General features: G+C 43.0%; 22 protein-coding genes. 14 read left to right on the forward strand and 8 right to left on the reverse strand.

The features are described from left to right. Window positions 1–102 precede the first annotated feature (102 nt). Window positions 103–873, forward strand: coding sequence for a class I SAM-dependent methyltransferase (locus ACE5CV_RS02505; protein ID WP_374948573.1), 771 nt, complete (start codon window positions 103–105; stop codon window positions 871–873). On the opposite strand, the gene ACE5CV_RS02510 is transcribed toward ACE5CV_RS02505, so the two are convergent. The 3 genes from ACE5CV_RS02510 to ACE5CV_RS02520 form a co-directional block, all read right to left on the reverse strand. Continuing rightward, on the reverse strand, window positions 854–1,882 hold the full coding sequence (locus ACE5CV_RS02510) for an acyltransferase family protein (protein WP_374948574.1): 1,029 nt from the start codon (window positions 1,880–1,882) through the stop codon (window positions 854–856). The genes ACE5CV_RS02505 and ACE5CV_RS02510 overlap by 20 nt on opposite strands. Before the next feature lie 145 nt (window positions 1,883–2,027). Further along, a complete protein-coding gene (locus tag ACE5CV_RS02515; RefSeq protein ID WP_374948575.1) occupies window positions 2,028–2,405 on the reverse strand; it encodes a hypothetical protein in 378 nt (125 codons plus the stop codon). A 202-nt stretch (window positions 2,406–2,607) separates the two neighbouring features. After that, window positions 2,608–4,761 carry a DPP IV N-terminal domain-containing protein gene (locus ACE5CV_RS02520; protein WP_374948576.1) on the reverse strand — a complete coding sequence of 718 codons (2,154 nt, stop codon included), beginning with the start codon at window positions 4,759–4,761 and terminating at the stop codon, window positions 2,608–2,610. Between the two features lie 145 nt (window positions 4,762–4,906). Here ACE5CV_RS02520 and ACE5CV_RS02525 point away from each other — a divergent pair, with 145 nt between their 5' ends. The 5 genes from ACE5CV_RS02525 to ACE5CV_RS02545 all read left to right on the forward strand — a co-directional run bounded on the left by ACE5CV_RS02525 (window position 4,907) and on the right by ACE5CV_RS02545 (window position 9,645). After that, on the forward strand, window positions 4,907–6,187 hold the full coding sequence (locus tag ACE5CV_RS02525) for a replication-associated recombination protein A (RefSeq protein WP_374948577.1): 1,281 nt from the start codon (window positions 4,907–4,909) through the stop codon (window positions 6,185–6,187). A gap of 77 nt (window positions 6,188–6,264) precedes the next feature. Further along, window positions 6,265–6,918, forward strand: coding sequence for a TMEM175 family protein (locus ACE5CV_RS02530; RefSeq protein WP_374948578.1), 654 nt, complete (start codon window positions 6,265–6,267; stop codon window positions 6,916–6,918). Window positions 6,919–6,924: 6 nt separating this feature from the next. Further along, the gene (locus ACE5CV_RS02535) at window positions 6,925–8,400 is read left to right on the forward strand and encodes a DUF5687 family protein (RefSeq protein WP_374948579.1); all 1,476 of its coding nucleotides are present in this window, start codon (window positions 6,925–6,927) and stop codon (window positions 8,398–8,400) included. 2 nt (window positions 8,401–8,402) lie between these two features. Further along, on the forward strand, window positions 8,403–9,143 hold the full coding sequence (locus ACE5CV_RS02540; protein ID WP_374948580.1) for an ABC transporter ATP-binding protein: 741 nt from the start codon (window positions 8,403–8,405) through the stop codon (window positions 9,141–9,143). 7 nt (window positions 9,144–9,150) lie between these two features. Further along, window positions 9,151–9,645, forward strand: coding sequence for a GNAT family N-acetyltransferase (locus tag ACE5CV_RS02545; RefSeq protein ID WP_374948581.1), 495 nt, complete (start codon window positions 9,151–9,153; stop codon window positions 9,643–9,645). 56 nt (window positions 9,646–9,701) lie between these two features. Here the strand turns inward: ACE5CV_RS02545 and gltX are convergent, their stop codons facing one another. Next, complete coding sequence (gene gltX, locus ACE5CV_RS02550) at window positions 9,702–11,222, reverse strand: glutamate--tRNA ligase (protein ID WP_374948582.1); 1,521 nt, start codon at window positions 11,220–11,222, stop codon at window positions 9,702–9,704. Between the two features lie 323 nt (window positions 11,223–11,545). Between gltX and ACE5CV_RS02555 the strand changes: the two genes are divergently transcribed. Both ACE5CV_RS02555 and ACE5CV_RS02560 read left to right on the forward strand, forming a co-directional pair. Next, window positions 11,546–12,766 (forward strand): sensor histidine kinase, encoded by a 1,221-nt coding sequence (locus ACE5CV_RS02555; protein WP_374948583.1) that lies wholly within the window; start codon window positions 11,546–11,548, stop codon window positions 12,764–12,766. Beyond that, the gene (locus ACE5CV_RS02560; RefSeq protein ID WP_374948584.1) at window positions 12,744–13,256 is read left to right on the forward strand and encodes a DinB family protein; all 513 of its coding nucleotides are present in this window, start codon (window positions 12,744–12,746) and stop codon (window positions 13,254–13,256) included. The genes ACE5CV_RS02555 and ACE5CV_RS02560 overlap by 23 nt, the downstream gene beginning before the upstream one ends. A gap of 206 nt (window positions 13,257–13,462) precedes the next feature. Here the strand turns inward: ACE5CV_RS02560 and ACE5CV_RS02565 are convergent, their stop codons facing one another. After that, window positions 13,463–13,813 (reverse strand): DUF6249 domain-containing protein, encoded by a 351-nt coding sequence (locus tag ACE5CV_RS02565; RefSeq protein ID WP_374948585.1) that lies wholly within the window; start codon window positions 13,811–13,813, stop codon window positions 13,463–13,465. Window positions 13,814–14,071: 258 nt separating this feature from the next. On the opposite strand from ACE5CV_RS02565, the gene ACE5CV_RS02570 reads away from it, so the two are divergent. The 3 genes from ACE5CV_RS02570 (at window position 14,072) to ACE5CV_RS02580 (ending at window position 16,318) form a co-directional block, all read left to right on the forward strand. After that, the gene (locus tag ACE5CV_RS02570; protein ID WP_374948586.1) at window positions 14,072–14,653 is read left to right on the forward strand and encodes an RNA polymerase sigma factor; all 582 of its coding nucleotides are present in this window, start codon (window positions 14,072–14,074) and stop codon (window positions 14,651–14,653) included. After that, window positions 14,650–15,144: an anti-sigma factor family protein gene (locus ACE5CV_RS02575; protein WP_374948587.1), complete on the forward strand. Its 495-nt coding sequence runs from the start codon at window positions 14,650–14,652 to the stop codon at window positions 15,142–15,144. The genes ACE5CV_RS02570 and ACE5CV_RS02575 overlap by 4 nt, the downstream gene beginning before the upstream one ends. Before the next feature lie 319 nt (window positions 15,145–15,463). Then, on the forward strand, window positions 15,464–16,318 hold the full coding sequence (locus ACE5CV_RS02580; RefSeq protein ID WP_374948588.1) for a DUF2911 domain-containing protein: 855 nt from the start codon (window positions 15,464–15,466) through the stop codon (window positions 16,316–16,318). Window positions 16,319–16,369: 51 nt separating this feature from the next. On the opposite strand, the gene ACE5CV_RS02585 is transcribed toward ACE5CV_RS02580, so the two are convergent. The 3 genes from ACE5CV_RS02585 to ACE5CV_RS02595 form a co-directional block, all read right to left on the reverse strand. Next, a complete protein-coding gene (locus ACE5CV_RS02585) occupies window positions 16,370–18,073 on the reverse strand; it encodes a sodium:solute symporter (RefSeq protein ID WP_374948589.1) in 1,704 nt (567 codons plus the stop codon). Between the two features lie 111 nt (window positions 18,074–18,184). After that, on the reverse strand, window positions 18,185–18,376 hold the full coding sequence (locus ACE5CV_RS02590) for a hypothetical protein (protein ID WP_374948590.1): 192 nt from the start codon (window positions 18,374–18,376) through the stop codon (window positions 18,185–18,187). A 241-nt stretch (window positions 18,377–18,617) separates the two neighbouring features. Continuing rightward, window positions 18,618–21,122 carry a PIG-L family deacetylase gene (locus ACE5CV_RS02595; protein WP_374948591.1) on the reverse strand — a complete coding sequence of 835 codons (2,505 nt, stop codon included), beginning with the start codon at window positions 21,120–21,122 and terminating at the stop codon, window positions 18,618–18,620. A 197-nt stretch (window positions 21,123–21,319) separates the two neighbouring features. Between ACE5CV_RS02595 and ACE5CV_RS02600 the strand changes: the two genes are divergently transcribed. From ACE5CV_RS02600 to ACE5CV_RS02610, 3 genes are read left to right on the forward strand one after another with little or no spacing between them, the layout of a single operon-like run. After that, window positions 21,320–21,949, forward strand: coding sequence for a TetR/AcrR family transcriptional regulator (locus ACE5CV_RS02600; RefSeq protein WP_374948592.1), 630 nt, complete (start codon window positions 21,320–21,322; stop codon window positions 21,947–21,949). Between the two features lie 25 nt (window positions 21,950–21,974). Next, window positions 21,975–23,315 (forward strand): TolC family protein, encoded by a 1,341-nt coding sequence (locus tag ACE5CV_RS02605; RefSeq protein WP_374948593.1) that lies wholly within the window; start codon window positions 21,975–21,977, stop codon window positions 23,313–23,315. 17 nt (window positions 23,316–23,332) lie between these two features. After that, window positions 23,333–24,385, forward strand: coding sequence for an HlyD family secretion protein (locus ACE5CV_RS02610; RefSeq protein WP_374948594.1), 1,053 nt, complete (start codon window positions 23,333–23,335; stop codon window positions 24,383–24,385). Window positions 24,386–24,388: the final 3 nt, after the last annotated feature.

The following is a 24,388-nucleotide window of genomic DNA, read 5'->3' on the forward strand; positions in this document are numbered from 1 at the left end:
TATATGTTTTATAAGCCGAAAGATATAGAATTTATTTGAGCAGCTAAGCGCCGAATGCTATTTCGGCCAAAATCCTTACCTTGTTCACAAACTTTTTATCAGATGCTTGAGCAGGTTAAACAACAGCAAAATGCTTACGAGGAGATCTATGCACCCGAACAAAAATCGGAGTTTGATTTCCATATAACTCCTGACCCGCTGACACGCTACCTTCGCGACAGGCGCCTGCTAAAAAGCCTGGAGGTATTAAAGGATTTTGATGCTGATTACAAAAACTGGAGTGTGCTGTTAACCTGCGGAGGAGTAGGCGGCGAAGGGATCTTTTTTAAAAAGAATGGCTTTGCAGATGTTACGGTTAGCGACATATCTGAGAATTCACTCAAGATCTGTAATGAATTTGACCCGACAATAAAAACAATTATGCTTAACGGCGAAAGCTTGGACATTGACGACAACTCCTACGATTTGGTAGTTGTGCAGGATGGATTGCATCACCTGCCAAGGCCTGTATCCGGCTTTACAGAGATGCTGCGGGTGGCCAGAAAAGCGGTTATCGTAATAGAACCGTATGATAGCCTCATTGGCAATTTAATAGGTACTGAATGGGAAGTACAGGGCGACGCCATCAATTATGTTTTTCGGTGGGATAAAAAAACCTTCACACAGGTGGTTAAAAGCTACTTACTTAAAGATTATGCGCCTATAAAAGTATTACGCTTTTGGGACCATGGTCTGGCGGTATCTAAGTTGGCCAGCAAATTTCCAAAGTCGATGCAATTAAGCGTTGCCAAACTTATCTACACATTATTCAGCCCGTTTAATTTTATGGGAAATATGTTTGTAGGCATCAAAATCATGAAACCTGGTGAATAGTACGAGCCTTTTTTTTGAGAAAGGGTTTTTCAATAAAAAACCATGATAATAGAGCCATTACAGAAGTGGCTGCCAGAACAACCGGTAAGTTAATATAGGGTAACCATTTCATTTCAACAATTACTGTAAGAATTAACCCGTGGTATATGTACACCCCGTAGGATATATCATTTTTACGCAGCAATTTATCAGCTATGGTTGGTAAGGTGTAGGCCATCGACAATAATGTGAAGGACAGGAAAAGGTACTGTATAACTGTAAAGTATACAGCATCCATCCTGTCGAAAAAAAATAGGCTAAAAGAAAAATATGGTACTATCCAATAAAGCGCCTTACCATAAATAAACCGAGAGCTATAAATGCGCAGCCGCTGGAATATAACCCCTACCAGAAACAGGTAAAAGTGAGGTATAAAAGTATACCGGATCAATTTGGTTACCTTATCGCTCATGTCCGTCAACTGATACGCAAGGTTTAATGCCAGGAAAATGATAAACAGGCCGACAAACCAACCATTTACTTTGCGTTTGGGCGCAAGCAAAAAACACAAAGGCAACATAATGTAAAATTGCAGTTCGATAGGTATTGTCCATAAGCTGCCGTTGTACGAACCAAAACCGTAGCCCGATAAAAAGTTAGGGGTATAAATAAAGCCGAGTAACTGTGCGGGCAGCCAGCCAAGGGTTTGCCGGTTCAGAAAATTAACTCCGGTTAAAGAGAAAATGATCAGTGTAATGAGCAGGCAGCCCCATAATCCCGGGTAGATCCGCAATACCCTATTGCGCATATAGGTCTTTAAAGAATTGTTTCGTTCGTACGACGCCGAAATAAGGTATCCACTGATCACAAAAAACACCGGCACGCCAGGGAACAGGTAAAGAACCTTTAACGCAGTATGAGTAATCGGGATGCGAAGGTGCTGAAAGTAATGATCAAACACCACCTCAATAGCCGCCAACAGCCTTAGTAAATCGAAATTATTGACCTTAAATTCTTTATCTCCCCTCATAAAAGGACCCTGGTGGTTGCCAAAGCGAATATAGATTTTATTCGGCTGATATTGGATGCGGAATACTATAAGGGACTAAGCCGGCTTACAAAACAAAAAGAGATAGCCAGCGGCTATCTCTTTTGATTGACTAAAACTTTCAAAATTATATAAAGCACAGGCTGCAGGCAAACATTACGTTTACTAACAGCAGGACAGAGAACATATTCATATTGCGACGGCTAACTGTAGCGAGCCTGGTGTTAATTGAATTTAACCAACGGTTGTTAAGCAGCATAAAATGGTTAAGCAGCATAAATAATACAGCACCAAAAATTATAGCCAGGTAAGAGTATTGGTCCATAACTATCCAATTAGCTTTTATCATTAGCTTGGTTAGTACCATAGTATTGGCCAATACTACGACAAGCAGAAAGCTCACATTGAACATTGATTTAAACTGGGGCAAACTTTTCCCTTGTCCGAAATTTTTAAAGCTCCACCTGTACATTAGCACATACATGGATTGATACGACTTTAACATAGCAATGTGTTTTAAGTGAACAATCTGTTAATTATCTATATTACGTAAATTTGGCTGTTTTGTTTCAGTAAACCAAATTTAATTTTGATTAATTGCAAATGGTCAACATAAAAATATTGAATAAAGGTAAGTTGAAGGTGATTTTAAAATTAATCTAATAATGCTAAAAGAAAAACCCTCCGGTTAAAGAGGGTTTTAATCATTATCTTGCTGCTGCCGGACGTTTAAACTCCTCTTCAGGAAACGGCTTATTTAGCAGGTATTTGTAGATGAACTTATTGCTTTCTAAAGTGCTGTGTGCTGCCTTTGCTGGATCGCGGAAGCCGTGGCGTTGGCCTGGATATAGCATAAATTCAAAATTTTTGCCCAGGTCCTGCAATTTCGAGATCAGCTGAATACTGTTTTGCATGTGCACGTTGTCATCCATAGTTCCATGAACAATGCGCAGTGTTCCTTTTAGCTTATCAGCATAGGTTAATACAGAACTGGTTTTATAACCTTCAGCATTATTTTTAGGCGTACCCATATAGCGCTCGGTGTAATGAGAATCATAAAGGCTCCAATCCATTACTCCAAAATTGGCAATTCCGTGCGTGAATACGTCGGCACCATAGGTTAAGGCGTAAGCGGTGATATAGCCACCATAGCTGCCACCAGTTATCATCACCCTTGCCGGATCAACGCTGTATTTAGCTTCCAATTCTTTAACCATGGTGATATAATCGGCCATTTCCCATTTACCTAGGTCTTTGTAAATATAGTTTTGTCCCATTTTACCAAAGTGGCCGGATGCACGGTGATCCATTGCAACCTGTATTACACCCTCTTTTGCCCACCACTGGCTTTGGCCGCTAAAACGCCAGGTATCCATCACCGTACCCGCGTTAGGGCCGCCATAAATGCTGATGATGACCGGATACTTTTTGGTCGCATCAAAATTGGTAGGCAGCATAACGGTCATTGGTAAATCAAACCCATCCGTGGTTTTTACACGTATCAATTGCGTGGTAGCTAATTCGTAGTCAGCATACTCAGCACCTTTAGCGTCGGCAATCTCTTTAATGAGCTTGCCCTTATTATCATAAACCGCCAGCTTGGTAGGTGTAGATACATTTGAATAGCTATCGGTAAAATAACTGCCATTAGGCGACAGGCTGATAGTGTGGTTATAATCGCCGGCAGTTAGGCGCGCAAGGCCTTTTCCATTAAAGCCTGTTTTATAAAAATCCACCCGGGCCGAATTCTCTTTGCGGGCAGTAAAGTAAACTAACTTATTGGCTTCATCAATATAAGTTAAGTTGGTAACTGTATAATTACCTTTTGTGATAGGCGTTTTCAATTTGCCATCCATGCCATACCAGTATAATTGCATCCAGCCACTTTTATCACTTTTAACAATGTAACCTTGATTGTTTTTTAAGAAGTTGATATCATCAAACCAATCAAGCCAGGTTTTTTGCGTTTCGTCGTAGATTTCTTTTTTAGCGCCAGTGGTTGGATTAACCGTGTAGATCTTAAGATTATTCTGATCCCGGTTCATCCACTGCATCCACAATGAACTGCCGTCGGGCGACCAAAATGGTGTGCCTAGATAGGTATCGGCCTTCTCATCAAAATCAGCCCAGCTAATTTTGTTGTTAGCAAGATTATAAAAGCCCATTTTAACCTCCGGATTGGGGTCGCCGGCTTCGGGGTAACGGGTTAGCTCGGTAAAGCCGTGCTGCCCTTCAGAGTTATATATAGGGAACATGGGCACTTTGGTATCGTTAAAGTGCATCCAGGCTAGGTGCTTGCTATCCGGAGACCACCAAAATGCCCTGTACTGGGTAGGGCGGCCAAGGATCTCTTCATAGTAAACCCATGAAGCGTAACCGTTGTAGATCACATCTGTACCATCTGTTGTTAGCTGCGATGTCTTTCCACCTGCAATATCTATCAGGTACAGGTTGCCGCCAAAGGTAAAGGCAACCTTTTTACCATCGGGCGATAGCTGAGGGTTTTGCTCAATATCAGCAGTTTTAGTAAGGCGCGTTTCCGTACCGTCAACCGCTTTAAGATAAACGTCCTTATCATGTACAGATACCGTAGTACCTTTAGCAGGCGGCGGTGTATATGGTGTCTCTGCACCGGTAAGTACATCAACCGATGTGCCGTTACCGCCACGGCGACCTGCAGCTGCTTTTATGTAGTGGGTATCGTCGGCCCAACCGTTAATGGCAGGAATAGGGGCTACAACCTTATTGGGTTCGTTTTTAAGCATTTGCCCGGTGGTGAGCTGCTTTTTTTGTGCCTGTGCCGAGAACGCCGTTATAGCCAGCGCCACCCATAGGGTTTTACGAGGTAAAGTTAATATCATACTTGAACTTGATTAAAAGCTAAAGTTTAAAAAAATTTATGGCATTAGGCTGATGTCATGTATTTTTTACGGTTCAGCAGGTGGCAAAAGCATAATCTCGTTTAGCTTATTAGGAAGTTGCCTCTAAATCTCTCATTTTTACTTTATGAATAACCTGCCTCCTTTAGCCGAACGCATGCGCCCCAAATCGCTGGACGATTATGTTGGCCAGAAACACTTGGTTGGCCCGGGAGCCGTACTGCGTAAAGCAATTGAAAGCGGCACATTACCATCCATGCTGTTTTGGGGGCCGCCGGGGGTTGGTAAAACTACACTTGCTTACATCATATCGCAATCATTATACAGGCCGTTCTTTGCACTAAGCGCTATAAATTCTGGTGTGAAGGATGTAAGGGAGGTAATAGAAAAGGCATCATTATTAAAAGAGCAAGGCGAAACGCTGCCTATTTTGTTTATAGATGAAATCCACCGTTTCTCTAAATCTCAACAGGATTCCCTTTTGGGCGCAGTAGAAAGGGGTATCGTCACATTGATTGGTGCCACTACAGAGAACCCTTCTTTCGAAGTGATCTCAGCATTGCTGTCGCGTTGCCAGGTTTACATTTTGCAGCACCTGGCCGAGCAGGACCTTTTAGATTTGCTTGATAAAGCCATGAAAGAAGACGTGGTGCTGAAAGACAAAGATATCGTACTTCAAGAGCATGAAGCACTATTACGCTTAAGCGGAGGTGATGCGCGAAAGTTGCTCAATATTTTCGAGCTGCTGGTAAATGCGTTCGATAGTAAGCAAATAACACTAACCAACGATGTAGTGTTGGAGCACGTACAGCAAAACATGGCTTTGTATGATAAAACTGGAGAGCAGCATTATGATATTATCTCGGCCTTTATAAAATCTATGCGGGGCAGTGACCCTAATGGCGCAGTTTACTGGCTGGCACGTATGATTGTAGGCGGCGAAGATCCCTTGTTTATTGCCAGGCGCATGTTAATAATGGCATCAGAAGATATAGGGAACGCCAACCCTAACGCCCTGCTACTAGCGCAGGCTTGTTTTGAATCTGTAAATAAAATAGGTATGCCAGAGTCGCAGCTCATTTTATCGCAAACGGTAATCTATTTAGCCACATCCCCAAAAAGTAACTCTGCTACAACTGCAATTGGCGCTGCCATTGCTTTAGTTAAGCAAACCGGCGACCTGCCTGTGCCCCTGCACTTGCGCAATGCACCAACCAAACTTATGAAGAACATTGGTTACGGTAAAAATTACAAATACGCGCACAGCTACGAAGGCAACTTCGCCGACCTTGATTTTTTACCCGAACAGATCCGCGGAACTAAAATTTACGAACCCGGTAACAACGCGCGCGAGAATGAATCAAAAGAAAAGCTTAAAAAACTTTGGGGCGACCGTTATAAGTATTAACCTATGGGTTAAATTTTAACTAACGCTTGCGTCGATGTTTAAAAAAGGCTAATTTTCCAATACGGAAACCCTATTACATGATCAAGGACGATTCTCATCACAAAAAGTTCCAACTGGACAGGATTGCGCTGTTTAGTGATGCTGTTTTCGCTATAGCTATCACCTTACTTATTATTGAAATTAAAGTACCCGAAATTGAGCATCCCTATACGGATAGCAAAATGCTCGAGGCGCTAGGCTTGCTGATAGGTAAATTTATAGGGTTGCTGGTAAGCTTTTTTGTAATAGGCCGGTATTGGATCTTTCATCACCGCTTGTTTGGTTATGTTACCAATTATAATGGAAAGCTGCTTTGGGTAAATCTTTGGTTTTTACTATCCATTGTATTGATGCCGTTCAGCTCGGCATTTTTTAGCGAATATTATGTAAACGGTTTGCGTATCCCGCTCATCTTTTATGTGCTGAACATCTGCTTTACCGGTTTTATGAATAACCGGCTGCTTACGGTGGTAAGCAACCCTAAATACAAACTCAGCATCGATCTGCGTAATACTAAAATAGTAAGGTTTTATCAGCAGCGGTCGGCTATTGCACCGGCCGTTTTTTTGTTCGCGGCAATTTTATCCTTCCTTAATCTTTACCTGGCCTACGCAGCGTTTTTGCTTATTCCGGTATTTTCAATCATCATCAACCGGTACTATCGTAAACATCACTCCGACTTTTTCAACTAACCTAAAATGATATCAACCTTTTTTAATCACGAATTAAAATCCTTTTGGCGCTCCACCAACACAGGTAAAAGCGTTGCCATAAAAATAGTGATGGGGATACTCATCTTTATACTGTTTTTATATGTATTGGCCCTCGGGGTGTTTTTAGATAAAATTTTATATAAAGCATTCCCCGGCGTAGATCTTACGGCATCATTCTGCGGTATTTTGCTGGTTTACTATTTGTTTGATTTGCTCATGCGCATGCAATTACAGGAGCTGCCAACATTAAAGGTGCAGCCTTATTTACATTTACCGGTAAAACGTAATACAGTGGTAGGCTACCTGGCGCTTACCGCCCTGCTATCTTTTTTTAACTTGTGGCCAATTGTTGTCTTTGGGCCTTTTATTTTGAAAGTTATCTTGCCGGCATCCGGAGCGCTGGTAGCCCTGGCGTTTTTTATATCAATTATAGCATTGGCCTTGTTTAATAATTACCTGGCCATGTATATTAAGCGCAAGGCAAACTTAAACGGCTGGGTGTTTTTAGCCGCAGGCGCGGTGTTGGTATTGATCACTTCAGCCGACTATGTTTGGCACTTATACTCGCTGCGCCAGGTTTCTTATGCTTTTTTTGGTAGGGTGATAACCATACCGGTATTAGCACTTATCCCTTTGGTGCTGGCTGTAGCCATGTACTATATCAACTTCATCTATCTTAAGGGCAACCTTTACCTGGAGGAGCTAAGCTCTAAAAAAGTTACAGCCTATAAAAGCAGTACCGAAATTCCGCTACTTGACCGCTTTGGCAGCGTTGGCGACCTGACGGCTAACGAGATCAAATTAATCCTGCGTAACAAGCGCTCGCGCTCGGCATTGATCATGGGGCTGGTATTCATGTTTTACGGATTAATATTTTACACCCAATCTATTTATGGGGATGGTATGAAAGTGTTTGTAGGGATGTTTATGACAGGTATATTCATTATTAACTACGGGCAATTTATGTTTAGCTGGCAGGCTTCACATTTCGATGGGTTGCTGGTAAGCAAGATAAAATTCTCCGACTTTTTAAAAGCTAAATACCTGCTGTTTACAATTGTATCAACTGTGGCATTTTTGCTAACCGTACCTTACGCTTACTTTGGATGGAAAGTGGTACTGATACACTTTATTATGTACGTATGGAACCTGGGTGTAAATACTACCATTGTACTGTTTTTTGCCAACCGCAATTATAAGCGCATCGACCTGTCTAAAGGTGCATCATTTAACTGGGAGGGCGTTGGCGCAACACAATTGCTATTGTCGTTCCCGCTCTTATTATTGCCTTACGTTGTCTATCTGCCCTTTAAATTTTTAAAGCAGCCGGATATGGGCTTTGCTGCATTAGCCGTTGTAGGCATCTTTTTTATTATTACCCGTAACTTCTGGATCAAAAAGCTGGAAGCCGATTTTTATAGCAAACGATTTAAAATAGCCGAAGGCTTCAGAAACAAATAACCATGATACAGATAAACAACCTCAAAAAAGTTTACAACGGTGTAATTGTTGTAAATGTACCGGAACTGGAAATTAAGGCAGGCGAAAGTATTGGCCTTGTTGGTAATAACGGCGCCGGAAAAACCACATTGTTTAGAATGGTGCTTGATTTGATACGCCCGGAAGGCGGTGAAGTGCTGTCTAACGGTAAGCCGGTTGCTGGCGGCGAAGAATGGAAAGATTACACCGCATCTTACCTGGATGAAGGTTTCCTGATAGATTATCTTACGCCGGAAGAATACCTGTATTTTATAGGTGGCCTGCACGGCAAAACTAAAGGCGAGGTAGATCAGGACCTGTTGGGGATGACGGATTTTTTCAACGGCGAGATCCTTAAAAAAGGTAAGTACATACGTGATTTAAGTAAAGGTAACCAGTGCAAGGTTGGGGTTGGTGCCTGTCTGCTGCAGAAGCCGCAATTGTTAATGCTGGATGAACCCTTTGCCAATATTGACCCGAGTACACAATTCAGGCTAAAAAATATACTGAAAGAACAAAATAAAAAGCATGGCGTTACCACTATTGTATCCAGTCATGACCTTAACCACGTTACCGATGTTTGCGAGCGTATTTTGTTGATGGAGAAAGGCAGGATCATTAAAGATATCGCTACAAGTTCATCAACGTTATCTGAACTGGAAGAATACTTTGGTGTGGGCCAAAGCACAGCATCGTTTGAGATAGACAGCGAAGAAAACCACTAAGGCAACAATGTATTTGATCAGGGAAGCTACGGTTAACGATGTTGACGCTATCTTGCAGATAGCTAATGATACCTGGTGGCCAACTTACGCGCCGCTGTTAGGAAAAGATCAGGTTACCTACATGCTGGCTGCCATTTATGCACCGGAGAAGATACGGCAGCAGGTAAAAAATGGCGGGCAATCCTTTTTGCTTTTGCTGGAGGATAACGAGCCGGTTGCCTTTGCAGCATACTCGCCGCGTGACGAAGATGCCGAAATTTACAAACTCCACAAATTATATTGCCTACCCAAAACCCAGGGGAAAGGTTATGGGAAAATATTAATTGATACGGTTGCCGACAGAACAAGGCAAGCAGGCAAGCACATCCTCGAGCTAAACGTCAACCGCCACAACAAGGCTAAAGATTTTTACGAACGAATGGGCTTTACAATAGCTTACCAGGAAGATATCGCCATCGGGCCATACTGGATGAACGATTGCGTGATGCGGAAGGAGCTATAGGTTGTTCGCTATAGAGCCACGGAGGCTATGACTCCCTACGCTCGCATTTGTTTGCCTTAGGCCGTAAACGCTTCCAGTGCTTTTTCAATCCTTATCACCGTTTCACTTTCGCCAAGCAGGGCAGCAATATCAAAAACATGTGGGCCAAATTTTCCGCCAACCAGCATGATCCGGAAAGGCAGCATTATATCCCCAACTTTTAAACTTTTTTCTTCGGCGAGAGCTTTGAACCGGGTTTCTAACGCCGCGGGTTCAAAGGTGTCTAACTCCGGTATAGCGGTTACAAGGCTGTTGAAAAAATCAGTTTTGGCATCCGTCCATTTGGGCTTAACGGAATTGATATCATAATCAACAGGTTGCTGAAAAAAGTAAGCGGATTGCTGGTAAAAATCGGGCAGCAAAACACAGCGTTCTTTAACAATATCTATCACCTTTAGCAGGTAGGCCTCATTAGTAACATTCAACCCATTTGCGCGCAATACTTCCCAAACCTTGGTTTTTAGATTTGTAGCCGGGGTGCGTTTTATCCACTCGGCGTTGTACCATTTCGCTTTTTCAAAATCAAATTTAGCGCCGGCTTTACTAATGCGGTCGATAGAAAATTTTTCGATCAGTTCATCTAATGAAAATATCTCCTGGTCGGTACCGTCATTCCAACCCAGCATTGCCAGTAAATTAAGAAAGGCCTCTGGCAGGAAACCCAGTTCACGGAAACCAGGCGTGAGCTCGCCCGTCTTATTATCCAACCAGTTCATAGCATAAACCGGGAAGCCAAGGCGGGCACCATCACGTTTACTTAATTTACCATGGCCGTCGGGTTTTAATATTAATGGCAAGTGGGCCCATTGCGGCATATCAGCTTTCCAGCCTAAATACTCCCATAGCAACAAATGCACGGGTGCCGATGGCAGCCATTCCTCGCCTCTAAAGGCGTGGGTTATCTTCATCAGGTAATCATCAACTACTACGGCTAGGTGATAGGTAGGCATGCCATCAGCCTTTAAAAGCACCTTGTCATCAACCTGGTTAGTGTCAAAACTTACATAACCACGTATCATATCATGAAAGCTGATGGTATCGTCTTCCGGCATCTTGATGCGGACAACATGCGGAGTATTGGCATGTAGTAAAGCTTCGACTTCGTGCAAAGGCAGATTAAGCGAATTTCGTAATTGGTACCTATGTGCATGGCCATACTGAAAGTTAGGCGCTTCTTTACGTTTAGCATCCAATTCTTCCGGCGTGTCAAAGGCATAATAAGCATGGCCTTCGGCAACCAGTTTTTCAGCGTATTCGCGGTAAATTGGTTTGCGTTCGCTTTGGCGGTAAGGGGCATACTGGCCTCCTGCAACCGGGCTCTCATCCGGTGTAATGCCGCACCATTTTAAACAATCTAAAATATACTGCTCTGCACCTTCAACGTACCGTGTTTGATCGGTATCTTCAATACGCAGAACAAAATCCCCCTGGTGCTTTTTGGCAAAAAGGTAATTAAACAACACGGTGCGCACTCCACCCAAATGTAAACCACCTGTTGGGCTTGGCGCAAAACGAACTCTTACTTTTTTATCTGACATTGCAGGGCAAATATAAGCTTTCGAATGCAGGTGAGGTTTAAAACGGTTTTAAACAGTTTCAGCAAAGCGTAAAAATGTGGTAAAACACGAGCAAAAGTGTTTCGATATGCAAATTGACTTTGGTAAATACCTTAGCAGCTTTATACTTGCCTACAGGCGCTCGCATCAAAGCAGCGGAACGAATGTCAAAAATCTGGAGCCCTGGTTTAAAATATTGGTAATGCTGAATATAAAAACATTGCGTTAGCTTTCTTACCCCGGCACTTACCCCTAACTAAAAACATTTGCGTATTTTGCCCAAACTGCGGAACCCCTTACAAAGCATGAACCCATACCAACAAAAACGCCGATGGAAATACCTGCTCCTTAGCTTTGCTATAATAATAGCCAGCGGATCTTTATTTTATACAAGTTACCTGGTTAAAAATATAGCGAAATCTGAGCGTACCCGGGCGCAGATCTGGGCGCTGAGCATGAAGCAGGTTACCGCATCAGACGATAACGACTTTTTAAACTATGTATTGGCCGTGCGGGACAGCTCTGCAGTGCCTGCCATTGTAATTGATGATAAAGGCGAGATTACTACTTCGCGTGGATTAGATACTACTAGAACCTACATTAAGCTGAGCGCTGAAGAGTTAAAGTTAACCAAACAAACTTACGACCCGCAATATTTTAAGGACGAATTGGAATACATGAAAAAACAGCACGAGCCTATTAAGCTTACGCTTTTTAATGTACCATCATTCGTTTACTACAAGGATTCGCCGTTGCTGACGCAGCTAAAATTGTTTCCATATGTTCAGTTAACTGTCATTGCCATATTTTTAATGGTGGCTTATACCGCTTTCAGCTCATCGCGCAAGTCTGAACAGAACCAGGTTTGGGTGGGGCTTGCTAAAGAAACCGCTCATCAGTTGGGTACGCCTATATCATCGTTAATGGCCTGGATAGAGCTAATTAAGGATAAGTTCAACGCCGAGGATGACCCACTGATGGCTGAGATGGAAAATGATGTGCGCCGCCTGGAGATTGTTGCCGACCGTTTCTCTAAAATTGGCTCAAAACCTAAACTGGACGAACACTCGGTGTACGAAGTGGTGAAAGATTTTGTTGACTATTTTAAAGTGCGTGTAAGCAATAAGATAAGTTTCGAGCTTACCGGTAACCGCCGGCTTGTAGCCGGGCTCAATATACCGCTATTTGACTGGGTGATAGAAAACTTGCTGAAAAACGCTGTGAACGCTATTGATGGTACAGGCAGCATTAAGGTGAACATTACCGGCAGCCGAGCAAAGAAGCAAGTTTATATTGATATCACCGATACTGGGAAAGGTATCCCGCGGTCGAAATTTGATACTGTTTTTCAACCCGGATATACAACCCGCAAACGCGGTTGGGGCCTTGGGCTATCGCTTACTAAAAGGATGATCCAAAATTACCATAACGGGCAAATCTTTGTACGCGAGAGTGAATTGGGCAAGGGTACAACGTTCCGGATCGTATTAAAAAGTTTAAACAATGATAAATCCACCACAGCCTAACGAATACCAGGCTTACTTTGAAACCTATGTATCAAAAGTACCGCGAGGTGCTGATGTAATGGAGCTGTTAGAGCAGTTGCAAACCACTACCTACAATTTATTTAGTAACATGACCGAAATGCAATCGGAACATGCTTACGCAAAGGGTAAGTGGACCATAAAGCAGGTGTTGGGTCACATAATAGATACCGAGCGGGTATTCGCCTTCCGCGCCTTTTGTTTTTCAAGAGAGAACGCTGTACTGCCGGGATTTGATCAGGATGTGTATGTAAACAACACAGATTTCAATTCACGTCCCATACAAAGCCTTGCCACCGAGTTAAGAGCCACACGCGAATCGAATTTATACTTATTTGGTAACCTTACCGCCAATCAGTTAGATAGAATGGGCACCGCAAGCGGTAACCCTGTATCTGTAAAGGCATTAGTTTACATGGCGGCCGGCCATGAATTACACCACCTTCAAATTTTAAAAGAACGCTATTTATAAAGAAGATGCGTCAAAAATCGCATGCGATTCTATTGCCAGTTTTAGCGTGTGCCTTTGTCAGCAATTGCTTATACGCCTTAAAGCGTACCTTTCCCTGGTAAGATTAATTTTCTATAGCTGATCAGGTTAGCTGCCTATATCCAGTCCAATTTCTAAAAAAGGGTTTTTACGTCTAAGCAAAAACCCTTTTTAAAGCTGTTAGGCGATTATTTATTGTCGTTATACAACTCCTTTTTTTCGATGTTGTAAGAAAGCACAAGGCCCAAACCGCCAAATACTGCTATCAAACCAAAATAGATGGCTTCGTTTTCGTTACGGCTATTTACAAACACTGTACGATCAAGCAAGTATGCCAGGAAAAGCCCCAGGCCCGATCCGATCAGCAACAAACCCCATTTAAGATTTTGATAAGGCGCGGGCTGCGCTTTATAACTGCGGGGGTCCATACCGCGCTCGATCATTGCCATGCGTTCGCGGTTTCTTAAATAAACAATTCCAAATACCATCGCAAATAATCCAAGGGATACGAGAATAGGTATTAATGCTTTGCCTTCCATGATATAAAATTTTAAGTGTGATTTTTTGTTTACTACACCACCTTGATGTATTTGTAAGCTATGACCACATGCCTTTTAATGAGGTTACACCCGCGGCTAAAATAATTTCAAACTTTTGCCGGATTGGGTATAGCTGTTATAATCAGTAGATTTATAATGATGTTACACGATTGTAGATTTAATTAGCTCATTGCTCCGAATATTCATGATTCATCTGTAACCTATTACAGCGGCATGTAGTCAGAGGTGATGTATAATATGCAGAACAAGCTTTCGGATATCGAATTGATAGAGCAAACAGTGGCAGGTAATCAATCGGCATATGCCGACCTGATTAAACGGCATCAGCGTTTTGTGTTTACGCTCGCTTTGCGATTTGCTAAAAGCCGAGAGGATGCAGAAGAGATTGCACAAGACTGCTTTATTAAAGCTTACAGATCTTTAAGTGCATTTCACCAGCAATCAAAATTCAGTACCTGGCTGTACACCATCGTTTATACCACAGCGATGACTTTTTTGAGAAAGAAAAGGGTAGATACCACATCGATTGACGATGATGCATCGTATGTGCAGATAGCGCACAGGCCGGGCGGGTATGATGAGCATAATGTGGAAAATAAATCGCGGTCTTATTATTTAAATCAAGCCATAAGCCAGTTATTGCCCGATGATGCAATTATAATAAGCATGTTTTATAAAGGCGAACAATCGCTTGAGGAGATTGCACAGGTATTGGGCATTGAGGCTAACACCGTTAAAGTAAAACTATTTAGGGCGCGCCAGCGTTTAAAAGAACGGCTGGAGCGTAATTTGAAACACGAAGTTAATGAACTGATATGAACAGCATTGAAGAAAAGCTTTGGAATTACATCGATGGCGCCTGCACAGAGCAGGAACGCCAGGCCATTGCCATGCTCATTGAAACTGATGAGGCCTGCCGGGTTAAATATGAGGAGTTACTTAAGCTTAACCAGCATTTTTCCAGCTTGGAGATTGATGAACCATCGATGGCATTTACTTATAGTGTGATGGAAAACATCCGTGCGGAGCAGGCTATGCAGCCTTTAAAGTCGGCTATAAACAAGCGCATCATATTGGCCATAGGAGCTTTTTTTATTATAACGATAGCTGCCTTGATGGTCATGACGTTGAGCAACGTAAATTGGAACACGCCTGATGACGGCATTACCATGCCTGAAGTGAATGTTAAGCAAGTAAACAATTTGTTTACCGCCCCTGTTTTGAAGGGATTTCTGTTTTTTGATTTGGTGATGGGCCTTTTTCTGTTAGATACATACCTGCGTCGTAAGTCGGTAATTAAGCAACCTTAAGTGTTGCGTTTGTTGTACACCAAAGCTTACAACAAATCAAAATGTGTCTTATTGACACTCAACACAAAAATTTACTAACCGCCTCTGCATTAATTAAATGCCTTTTAATGCAAGTTTAAACTTTTAATATGAATTGGTATAGTATTTGTATTAGTAAGTTCGGACCGGTAAACTTACCGGTTAATTGTGATAAGGTTTAGGTTGAAAGTCCCCCGGAGCAAGTCTGGGGGGCTTTTATTTTTTAAGGTATTTCCTGCCATTTCCATTTCATTTAAAATTCATTCAACAATTATTACCTTAGTGGTAAATTAAAAACTAAATGAAGCTATATTTTCGATACGTGTGCACCATAATAATGGCCTGCTGCAGCGTCACTACTTTTGCCCAGGAACAACCCCGAATACCCGAAGCAAGTTCTACACAAACCATCATTCAGGATTTTGGCTTAGGCAAGATCACCATTACATACTCGCGTCCCAATGTTAAAGGCCGTAAAATATTCGGCGGCATAAATCCTTACGGCGATGTGTGGCGTACGGGGGCAAACAATGCAACTACCATTACTTTTAGTGAAAACGTTGTCATTGAAGGTAATAAGGTGCCAGCGGGTACATATGCATTATTTAGCATACCCGGTGAAAAACAGTGGACAATTATTCTGAACAAAACAGCCAAACAATGGGGAGCCTATAGTTACAAACAAGCCGACGACCTGGTGCGCTTTAGAGTAACTGCTGTTGAGGTTAAAGAAAAGCGCGAAACATTTACTATGCAGTTTGCTAACTCAACCACTAAAAGCACAGACTTGTATATTGTTTGGGACCACACTGCTGTGCCTATACACATGCAAACAGATGATGATGCGCAAATCACCGCCAATATTGATAAACTGATGCAGGGCGACGTTAAAAAACGGCCGTACTTTAACGCTATACAGTACTACTACGAAAATGATAAGGATTTAAACAAAGCCATGACCTGGGTTTTAGAAGCTGAAAAGCTGGAGCCTAAAGGCCCATGGTACAAATTATGGAAAGCCCGCATCCAGTTAAAAATGGGAAAAAAGGCTGAAGCAATTGCCACAGCCCAGGAAGGTGTACGCCTTGCTAAAGAAAGTAATGACGACGAGTATGTTCGTTTAAATGAAGCTGTTATAAGGCAGGCAAAAAGTTGATCTGTATAAATAATCTTAGTAAAGGGTGCAAGCAATTGCGCCCTTTACTGTTTAAGCCTTAATGGTCTGTACCTCTTTCGGCTTGATGAATAAATTTAAAACTGACGCGATGATAATTACCCCAATACAGCCTATGGCGTTAAGCCAAAGATAGGCTACCACATTATAGTAGCCCATTATACATATGATCAGTTCTGTGATAACAGCTGCGATAAATACAGGTGTTCCTTTGATGTATTTCATGTAAAAAGCAACAATAAATACGCCCAATATGGTACCATAGATGTATGACCCTAATTGGTTAACCGCTTCTAAAAGGTTGCCAATTTTACTGGCATAAAGCGCCATGGCAATGCAAACCAATCCCCAGAAAACAGTTGCCAGCCTGGATGCGTATACGTAATTCTTGTCGGTAGCGGTAGAGTTGATAATGCGCTTATAGAAATCAACTACACTGGTTGATGCCAAAGAGTTGAGCCCGCTTGCGGTTGACCCCATTGATGCCAGGAAAATAATGGCAATAAGCAATCCTATCAACCCTTTAGGCAAGTACTGAGTAACAAAGGTGAGGAATACGTAGTTGGTATCATCAACATTAGCCTTGTCGTTGTTCTTTTTGATAACCGCTATTGCATCCTGCCGGATAATGCCTGATTGCACATTAGCCAGCTTCAGCGCCCCCTGCGCCTGTGCGATCTGCTCCGGTTTATTGCTGTCTAAAGCTTTAGATAACTCGTCGGCTTTCAGTTGCTTCTGTTTAAAGGCTTCGGTGTATTGCCGTTCCAGGTAGTTAAATTGGGGGGCATAAGTGCTTTTCTTGACCTGCTCTACTTCATAGTTATTAAAAAATACCGGCGGCCGGTTAAACTGGTAAAAACTAAAAACCAGCACACCTACTAACAGGATCAAAAACTGCATCGGTATCTTTAACAATCCGTTCATGATCAGCCCCAGCCGGCTTTGGCCAACGGTACTGCCGGTAAGGTAGCGGCCTACCTGGCTTTGATCGGTGCCAAAATAAGACAGTTGTAAAAAGAAACCGCCTATGATACCACTCCAGATGTTGTAACGGTTATCCGGATCAAACTTCCAGTCGATAACGTTCATCCGGCCCAGGTTGCCTGCAATCTTAATGGATTTAATAAAACCAATATCCTTCGGCATTAGCAGTACTACAAACACCCCCGCTAAAAACATCCCAGAAAAAATAATGGTCATTTGCAGCAGCTGAGTGTACGACACCGCTTTTGCCCCGCCATAAACGGTATAAAACAATACTAACCCACCGATAAACAGCGTGGTGTAAGTGGTATTGATGTGCAGGATGCCCGATAGGATTATAGACGGCGCGTAGATGGTTATACCGGTAGACAGCCCACGCTGGATCAAAAAAAGCAACGAGGTAAGCGCGCGGGTTTTCAGATCGAACCGTTGCTCTAAAAATTCATAAGCAGTGTAAACCTTAAGTTTATGGAAGATGGGCACAAAGGTTACACACAGTACGATCATGGCCAGCGGCAGGCCGAAATAGAACTGCACAAACCGCATCCCATCGCTATAAGCCTGGCCAGGGGCAGAAAGAAAGGTAATAGCGCTTGCCTGAGTGGCCATTACCGAAAGGCCTACATGATACCATGGCAAAGAGCGGCTGCCGAGGTACTGATCGATGTTTTTGTTACCGCCGCTTTTAAAAACGCCGTATAACACAATGGCCAGCAGGGTGCCGCCTAAAACTATCCAATCGGTTAAGCTCATTCAAATGACTTGGTAATGAGCCAAAATACTAAAATTAAAAAAACCAGCCACACGACAACGATGCCGTAAAACTGGTTCCAGTTACGTATAAATGAGGGGAGGCTGCTATCTTCAGACCTCTTCACGGCCTCTCACTAAAAACTTAATGAAAACCGCAGCTGTAAGTAAACCAAAAACACCCCCAACAGGTATCCATATAAAACCTTTCTCAAGTATGGCGCCTACAAACATGCCGGCAACCAATGCCACAAGGTAAAAAATATAATCAAAGTTCTTTTGTTCTTCGTGATGATGATGTGCCATGATTTTTAGTTATATGTCAGCAAAAATAGGGGATTAATTGATTTATACCAATAAGTATTTATGCAGTTGTTATATATGTTTTATGATGTTGTAGCCGGTTGATTCCAGGCTTTAATTTTATGCTAACTATTAACAAAGGTTTACACTTTTTCAAAAAAATATTTTTAAATAACTGTTAATCAATAATTTGCGAAAATAGTGGGTTAACATGTTTTTTGATTGAAACCACCTGTTTATCTCATTATTTAGGGTTGCTTAGTAAATTTATAAACAGCCTGAAAGCGCCCGGTACCCCTGCAGGCAATTCCCTGAAAAATACCAGCGATGTATAAATGTAGCGCCCCTTGCCATAATTAGCAACAATCAAAGCGCCATTTTGCGGAGCCTGCCCCGGGTCGTTCATTTTTAACGGTGCTTTGTACATAGGGTCAATATTATTTACCATATATACACTTCTTTCCTGCACCCAGCCTTTAAAATCATCAGCGGTAATTTTGTTTGGATAGTTAAGTACCGGGTTGGTATTGTCAAATATGGTAACCGGTGCATCTTCATTAGTAACCCGCTCGTTAACAACCCTGAAAGGGTAAGGGCCTAATTGCTGCGCAACCAAACCGTTGTTATTGTTGTATTGCACTACCAGGTTGCCACCGTTTTTAACATAATCTAAAAGCCGTGGCTGCTCTACCGCCAGCCGCTCGTTTACGTTATATGCCCGTACACCAACTACTATAGCATCGTAAGATGCTAAGTTAGTGTTCAATACTTCATTTTCGCTAAGCTGGTGCACCTCATAGCCTACCTGCTCTAACGCTTCAGGCACCAGGTCGCCGGCGCCGGCTATATAGCCTATTTTTTTGCCTCCGGTTTTAATATCCAGGTTAACCAGTTTGGCTTGCGCCGGCGGGAAAAAAGTAATAGTAGGGATATGCTGATAGCGGATGCTGTGCAGCCCTAAAGCGTTCTGCTGTCCGTTTGCCGTTGTTACGGCTTCCAGTACGGCTGTGCTGGTTTTGCCGCTGGCAGGCGTTACGCTGAAAGTAACCGACCATTCATCGCCCTTTTTTTTGCCTGAAAATTCAATTTTTGCCGGGCTTATCTTCCAGCCATCAACCGGTTTAAGGCTTATGCTGCCATTGGTATTGATAAAGCTTTTTAACTTAACCTGTACGGTTTGCGGCTGCAGGCTATTAAAAATGTACGCTTTGTTTTGAATATCGGCAGTTACAGCCGGTGCTATAACCAGCGGCTGGTAAACTTCGCCGCGGGCAGGGTCGGTATATTTAAATACCACTTTGCGCAGGTAGCTTATTTGTTTGCCGTTTATAGTAAAGGTATAAGTAACCTCGGGCGCGTCGGGGTTTTCGGGGTTGCCCACCTTCATATCGTCGTTGATCTTATAACTGCCGATGCCGTGAGGCGATTCCATCCAGTAAGGTTGGGTTATCTTTTCGGCCTTTATTTTAAATGTTACTGTTTGTAACTCGTTTTCTGGCAGTTCTGCCGACGGAGCGTTAGCAGTAACAACTGCGCTTACCTTATTAAAAGCCACCGGGATATTGCTTTGTTTAATAAGTTGCGCCCGTACGGTAACGCTGTCGCCCAGGGCATAGAACTGATCGGCGGTATAAGCTTCGAACCATAAGCCCGCACATTGCGCTATTAGATCTTTCAGTTCAGCAGTTTTTTGCCTGTGCCAGTACTCATAATCTGCAGCGGCGGTGGCGGTAAGGCGCACTGTTTGCAAAGCTTTGTCTGTGCCAATAGTAAGATCTACTTTATCTAACAGTGCTACCAAAGCAGGTACCGACGCTTGCGGCGCATCACTATTAAAGTTTTTGCTGATTGCGTTGATCTCACTGGTCGATGCTTCACCTCTAGGGACACGAGACCAGGTAGTGTTCACACCATCCATCAGGTCGGTTTTTGGGGCGTCGCCCAAAATAGTTTTAAAATATTCAAATGCGTCGCCACGTTGTTTGGCGCTGCCAAAGCCCTGTGTTTTGTGGCTGCTTCGGCTTTCGGCAGCAATTTCGCCGTAACTTTTGCCTAATAACGGGTTAAAGGCGCCTACGTTAATTTTGAACTGATCTGGCGCGGTGGTGTTGGTGGTGCCAAAGTTAAAGGTGTTCCAAAGCAGGCGCTTAGCCTGCCAAACCTGTAGATGCTTTAATTGCTCCGGGTATTTGTTAGGATCGGCCGCGGCGCTAAACGCTTCCTGCGCTAATATTGCCGATGCGGTGTGGTTACCATGGCCGCCCTCGCCCGTTGTAGGGAAACGGCAGATCATCACATCCGGCCTGAATTTGCGTATTACCCAAACCATATCGCCCAGTACTTTATCCTTATCCCAAAATTTTAAGGTTTCTTCAGGAGTTTTTGAAAAGCCAAAGTCATTTACGCGGCTAAAAAATTGCTCGGCACCATCTATCCGGCGGGCAGCCAATAACTCCTGTGTGCGGGTTAACCCCAACAGCTCGCCCTGTTCGGTGCCAATCAGGTTTTGGCCTCCATCGCCGCGGGTCAGGCTTAAGTACCCGGTACGGTAATGCTTTTCCTGAGCCAGGTAAGCTAGCAACCGTGTATTCTCATCATCGGGATGGGCCGCTATATACAGCACGCTTCCTAATACATTTATCTTTTTAAGGTTTTGTTGTATGGTGCCAATATCCATTGGCGGCGCAGTTTGCGCAAATGCTACATGACAAAGTATGGTTAAGATAAGTGAGGGTAAAAAACGCTTCATACCAGCAAATATATTGTAAAGATGGGTATGCAAATACGGTAATCCATAATATTATATCATGCAAAACTATTTTTGGACAATATTTAATCGATCGATTAAATATTTTGCTTTGTGTGTCAAGGTCTTACAAATTACTGACAATTGAAATCTATTTTAATCAATCGTTTGATTAATTTTGTGCCGCAATGAATCAGACAATGGAAAAAGATAAGACAGATAAGAAAGATCATATTCTGGATGTTGCTGAAAAAGTTTTTGCAGAATTAGGTTACGATGGTGCTTCTATCCGGTTAATATCCGGCGAGGCGGGTGTAAATATGGCCATGCTTAATTATTACTTCGGGTCTAAAGAAGGTGTGTTCCTGGCCATTTTTGAACGCCGCATCAGTACTTTCCAATCTTTGTTATTAGGAATAGGTAATGATGACAGCATCAATGCCTGGGACAAGCTGGACAGGTATATAGACAGCTACATTGACAAGGTTGTAAATAATAATTGCTTCCATATTATGCTTAACCGCGAAATTTCCAAATCAAAAAAAACAGAGCTTACTGATAAGATAACGGAAATAATTATGAGAAATGTCGTGGTATTTCAGGACATCATTTCCGCCGGGGTCAAATCGGGCGACTTTAGTAAAGATGTTGACCGCGAAATGCTGGTTGCAACCATATTCGGCACTAAAAACTATATCATTAACACGCCTCATATATCGTCACGCGTAATTGGTTACGATGTACTGGATAAAGATAACCAGGACGAAAAGCTTAAACCCCGCTTAAAAACATATTTGAAAAAACTGTTAAAAGCTTATTTACAAAACTAAAATGACAACAATTAATAATAGCCCTTTGAAACCTTACCTAACACACAAAACTGTTAGGGCCGCGGGCAGTATTGCTATGTTACTGGTAGCTATGCTGTTTACCAAACCCGCCGCCGCCCAGGACAGGACCCTAACCCTTGACGAAGCTGTGAAGCTTGGCCTCGACAACAGTAAAACACTTAAACTTTCGCAATCGCGTATTGACCAGGCAGTATCCCGGTTCGAGCAAGCTAAAGATCAGGCGTTGCCTTCGGCATCGGCCAGCTTTGGTTACAATCGCGCGCAGATCCCGGCCAACAAATTAAACGTTGGCGAAGAGAGCCTTGTGCTGCCAACCAGCGCAAATGCTTACTTAGGAATCGTATCGGTAAACCAGGTTATCTGGGCCGGTAACCGTTTGCGTTACGCCCGCGAATCTACCAACCTGCTTACACAGGTTGCCCGCCTGGATGCAGTGAACGACCGTGACCAGATCGCTTATATGGTGATCGACTCTTATTACAACTTGTACAAAGTACTGCAAAGTAAAAAAGTAGTTGATGCCAACCTTGCTACTATCGATGCTCAAATTAAACAGTCGCAACGCTTTTTTGAGCAGGGATTGGTTACTAAGAATGATGTGCTGCGCTTTCAACTACAGCGCTCAAACATCGAGCTGAATGGTATCGACCTGGAGAGCAACCGCAAGATCATTAACTACAACATGAACATCCTGTTGGGCCTGCCAGAAAACACGCAGCTGAATATTTCACAAATAACCGAGCCTAACCGTGATGCATTGCCATTAGCGGCTTACCTTGATACCGCTTTGGCTAACCGGCCGGAACTGCAACAACTTGACTTGCGCACACAGGCTGCCGAAACCAATATCAAAAGTATCAAGGCAAATTTATCGCCTACTTTATCAGCATCGGGCAGCGCTTACTATGTAGGGATCTCCGGCAACCCGTTACCAAAGAGCGGTAACTTTATTACACCTATATCATTAGGGGTAACGCTTGGTTGGAATTTCGGCAACCTTTGGACAAACAAAAACAAGGTTAATGAAGCACGTCTGCAACGTGAGGAAGTGGTGATCAATAAAGGTGTTACTACAGATAACGTTAAGAACGAGGTTAACCAAAGCTACCAGAATTACAAGGCAGCTGTAGATAAGATAAACTTATTACAAACCTCTATTAACCAGGCGCAGGAAAACAACAGGATCCTGGAATCAAAATACCGCAGCAACATATCGTCGGCTACAGACCGTGCCGATGCGCAAACCTTGCTGTATCAGGCCCAGATAAACCTGGAGTTAGCTAAGGCTGATGCAGGGCTGGCATATTACACATTAATCAAATCAACAGGAAAACTTAACAAATAATTACAATACATACAGCAATGGCAACACAAGAAACAGAAACCAAAAAGAAACCAAATAAAGTCCTGCCGATCATCCTCGGGATCATCCTGGTAGGGGGTATTATTTTTGGTGTTAAAGAATACATATACTTCAGCAAGCACGTTGATACCGATGACGCCCAGATAGACGGCGACATTAGCCCGGTAGTAGCCCGTGTTGGCGGCTATGTGGATAGCATCATGTTTGAAGAGAACACCCATGTTAATGCCGGCCAGCTACTGGTTAAGATTGACGACCGCGATTACAAAGTGAAATTAGAGCAGGCACAAGCCGCACAGGTTGGCGCAAGTGCGAATACCGGCGTTGGCCAATCGCAGATCACTACTGCGGCTGCTAACTCGGCAAGTGCTAAGGCAGAGGTTGCATCTGCAGCTGCAAGGTTAGAAAAAGTAGAGAAAGACTACGCTCGTTACGCTAACCTGGTTAAGGATGGTTCTGTTACCCAGCAACAATTTGAGCAGGCCAAGGCAGATCTTGCTGTAGCCCGCGCAAATTACAATGCTGCAAAGGATCAGTACAAAGCCGCTGCGCAGCAAATTGCCACCAGCCGCAGCCAGTTAACAGTTGTAAATACAGGTGTGAGCCAAAAGCAGGTTGATATTGATTATGCAAAACTGCAATTATCCTATACCAATGTAAAATCGCCGGCAACCGGTGTAGTTGCCAAAAAGAACGTACAGGTAGGTCAGCTGGTACAGGCCGGTCAAACCTTATTCTCGGTAGTTAACGATAATAGCATTTACATTACTGCCAACTTTAAAGAAACCCAACTGGACAAAATCAAAAATGGCCAGAAGGTTGACCTTAAAGTTGATGCTTACCCCGACCTGAAAGTTGACGGTACAGTTTACAATTTTTCGCCTGCTACAGGTGCTAAATTCTCTTTATTGCCACCGGATAATGCTACCGGTAACTTTGTTAAGGTTGTACAACGTGTGCCTGTAAAAATTAAATTATCAGGCAGCAAAGAAGAACTTGCGAAACTACGCCCGGGCATGAGCGTTGACGTTTCGGTAATTACAAAAGACTAAATA

It is taken from the genome of Mucilaginibacter sp. (genome assembly GCF_964263795.1).
GTDB lineage: Bacteria > Bacteroidota > Bacteroidia > Sphingobacteriales > Sphingobacteriaceae > Mucilaginibacter.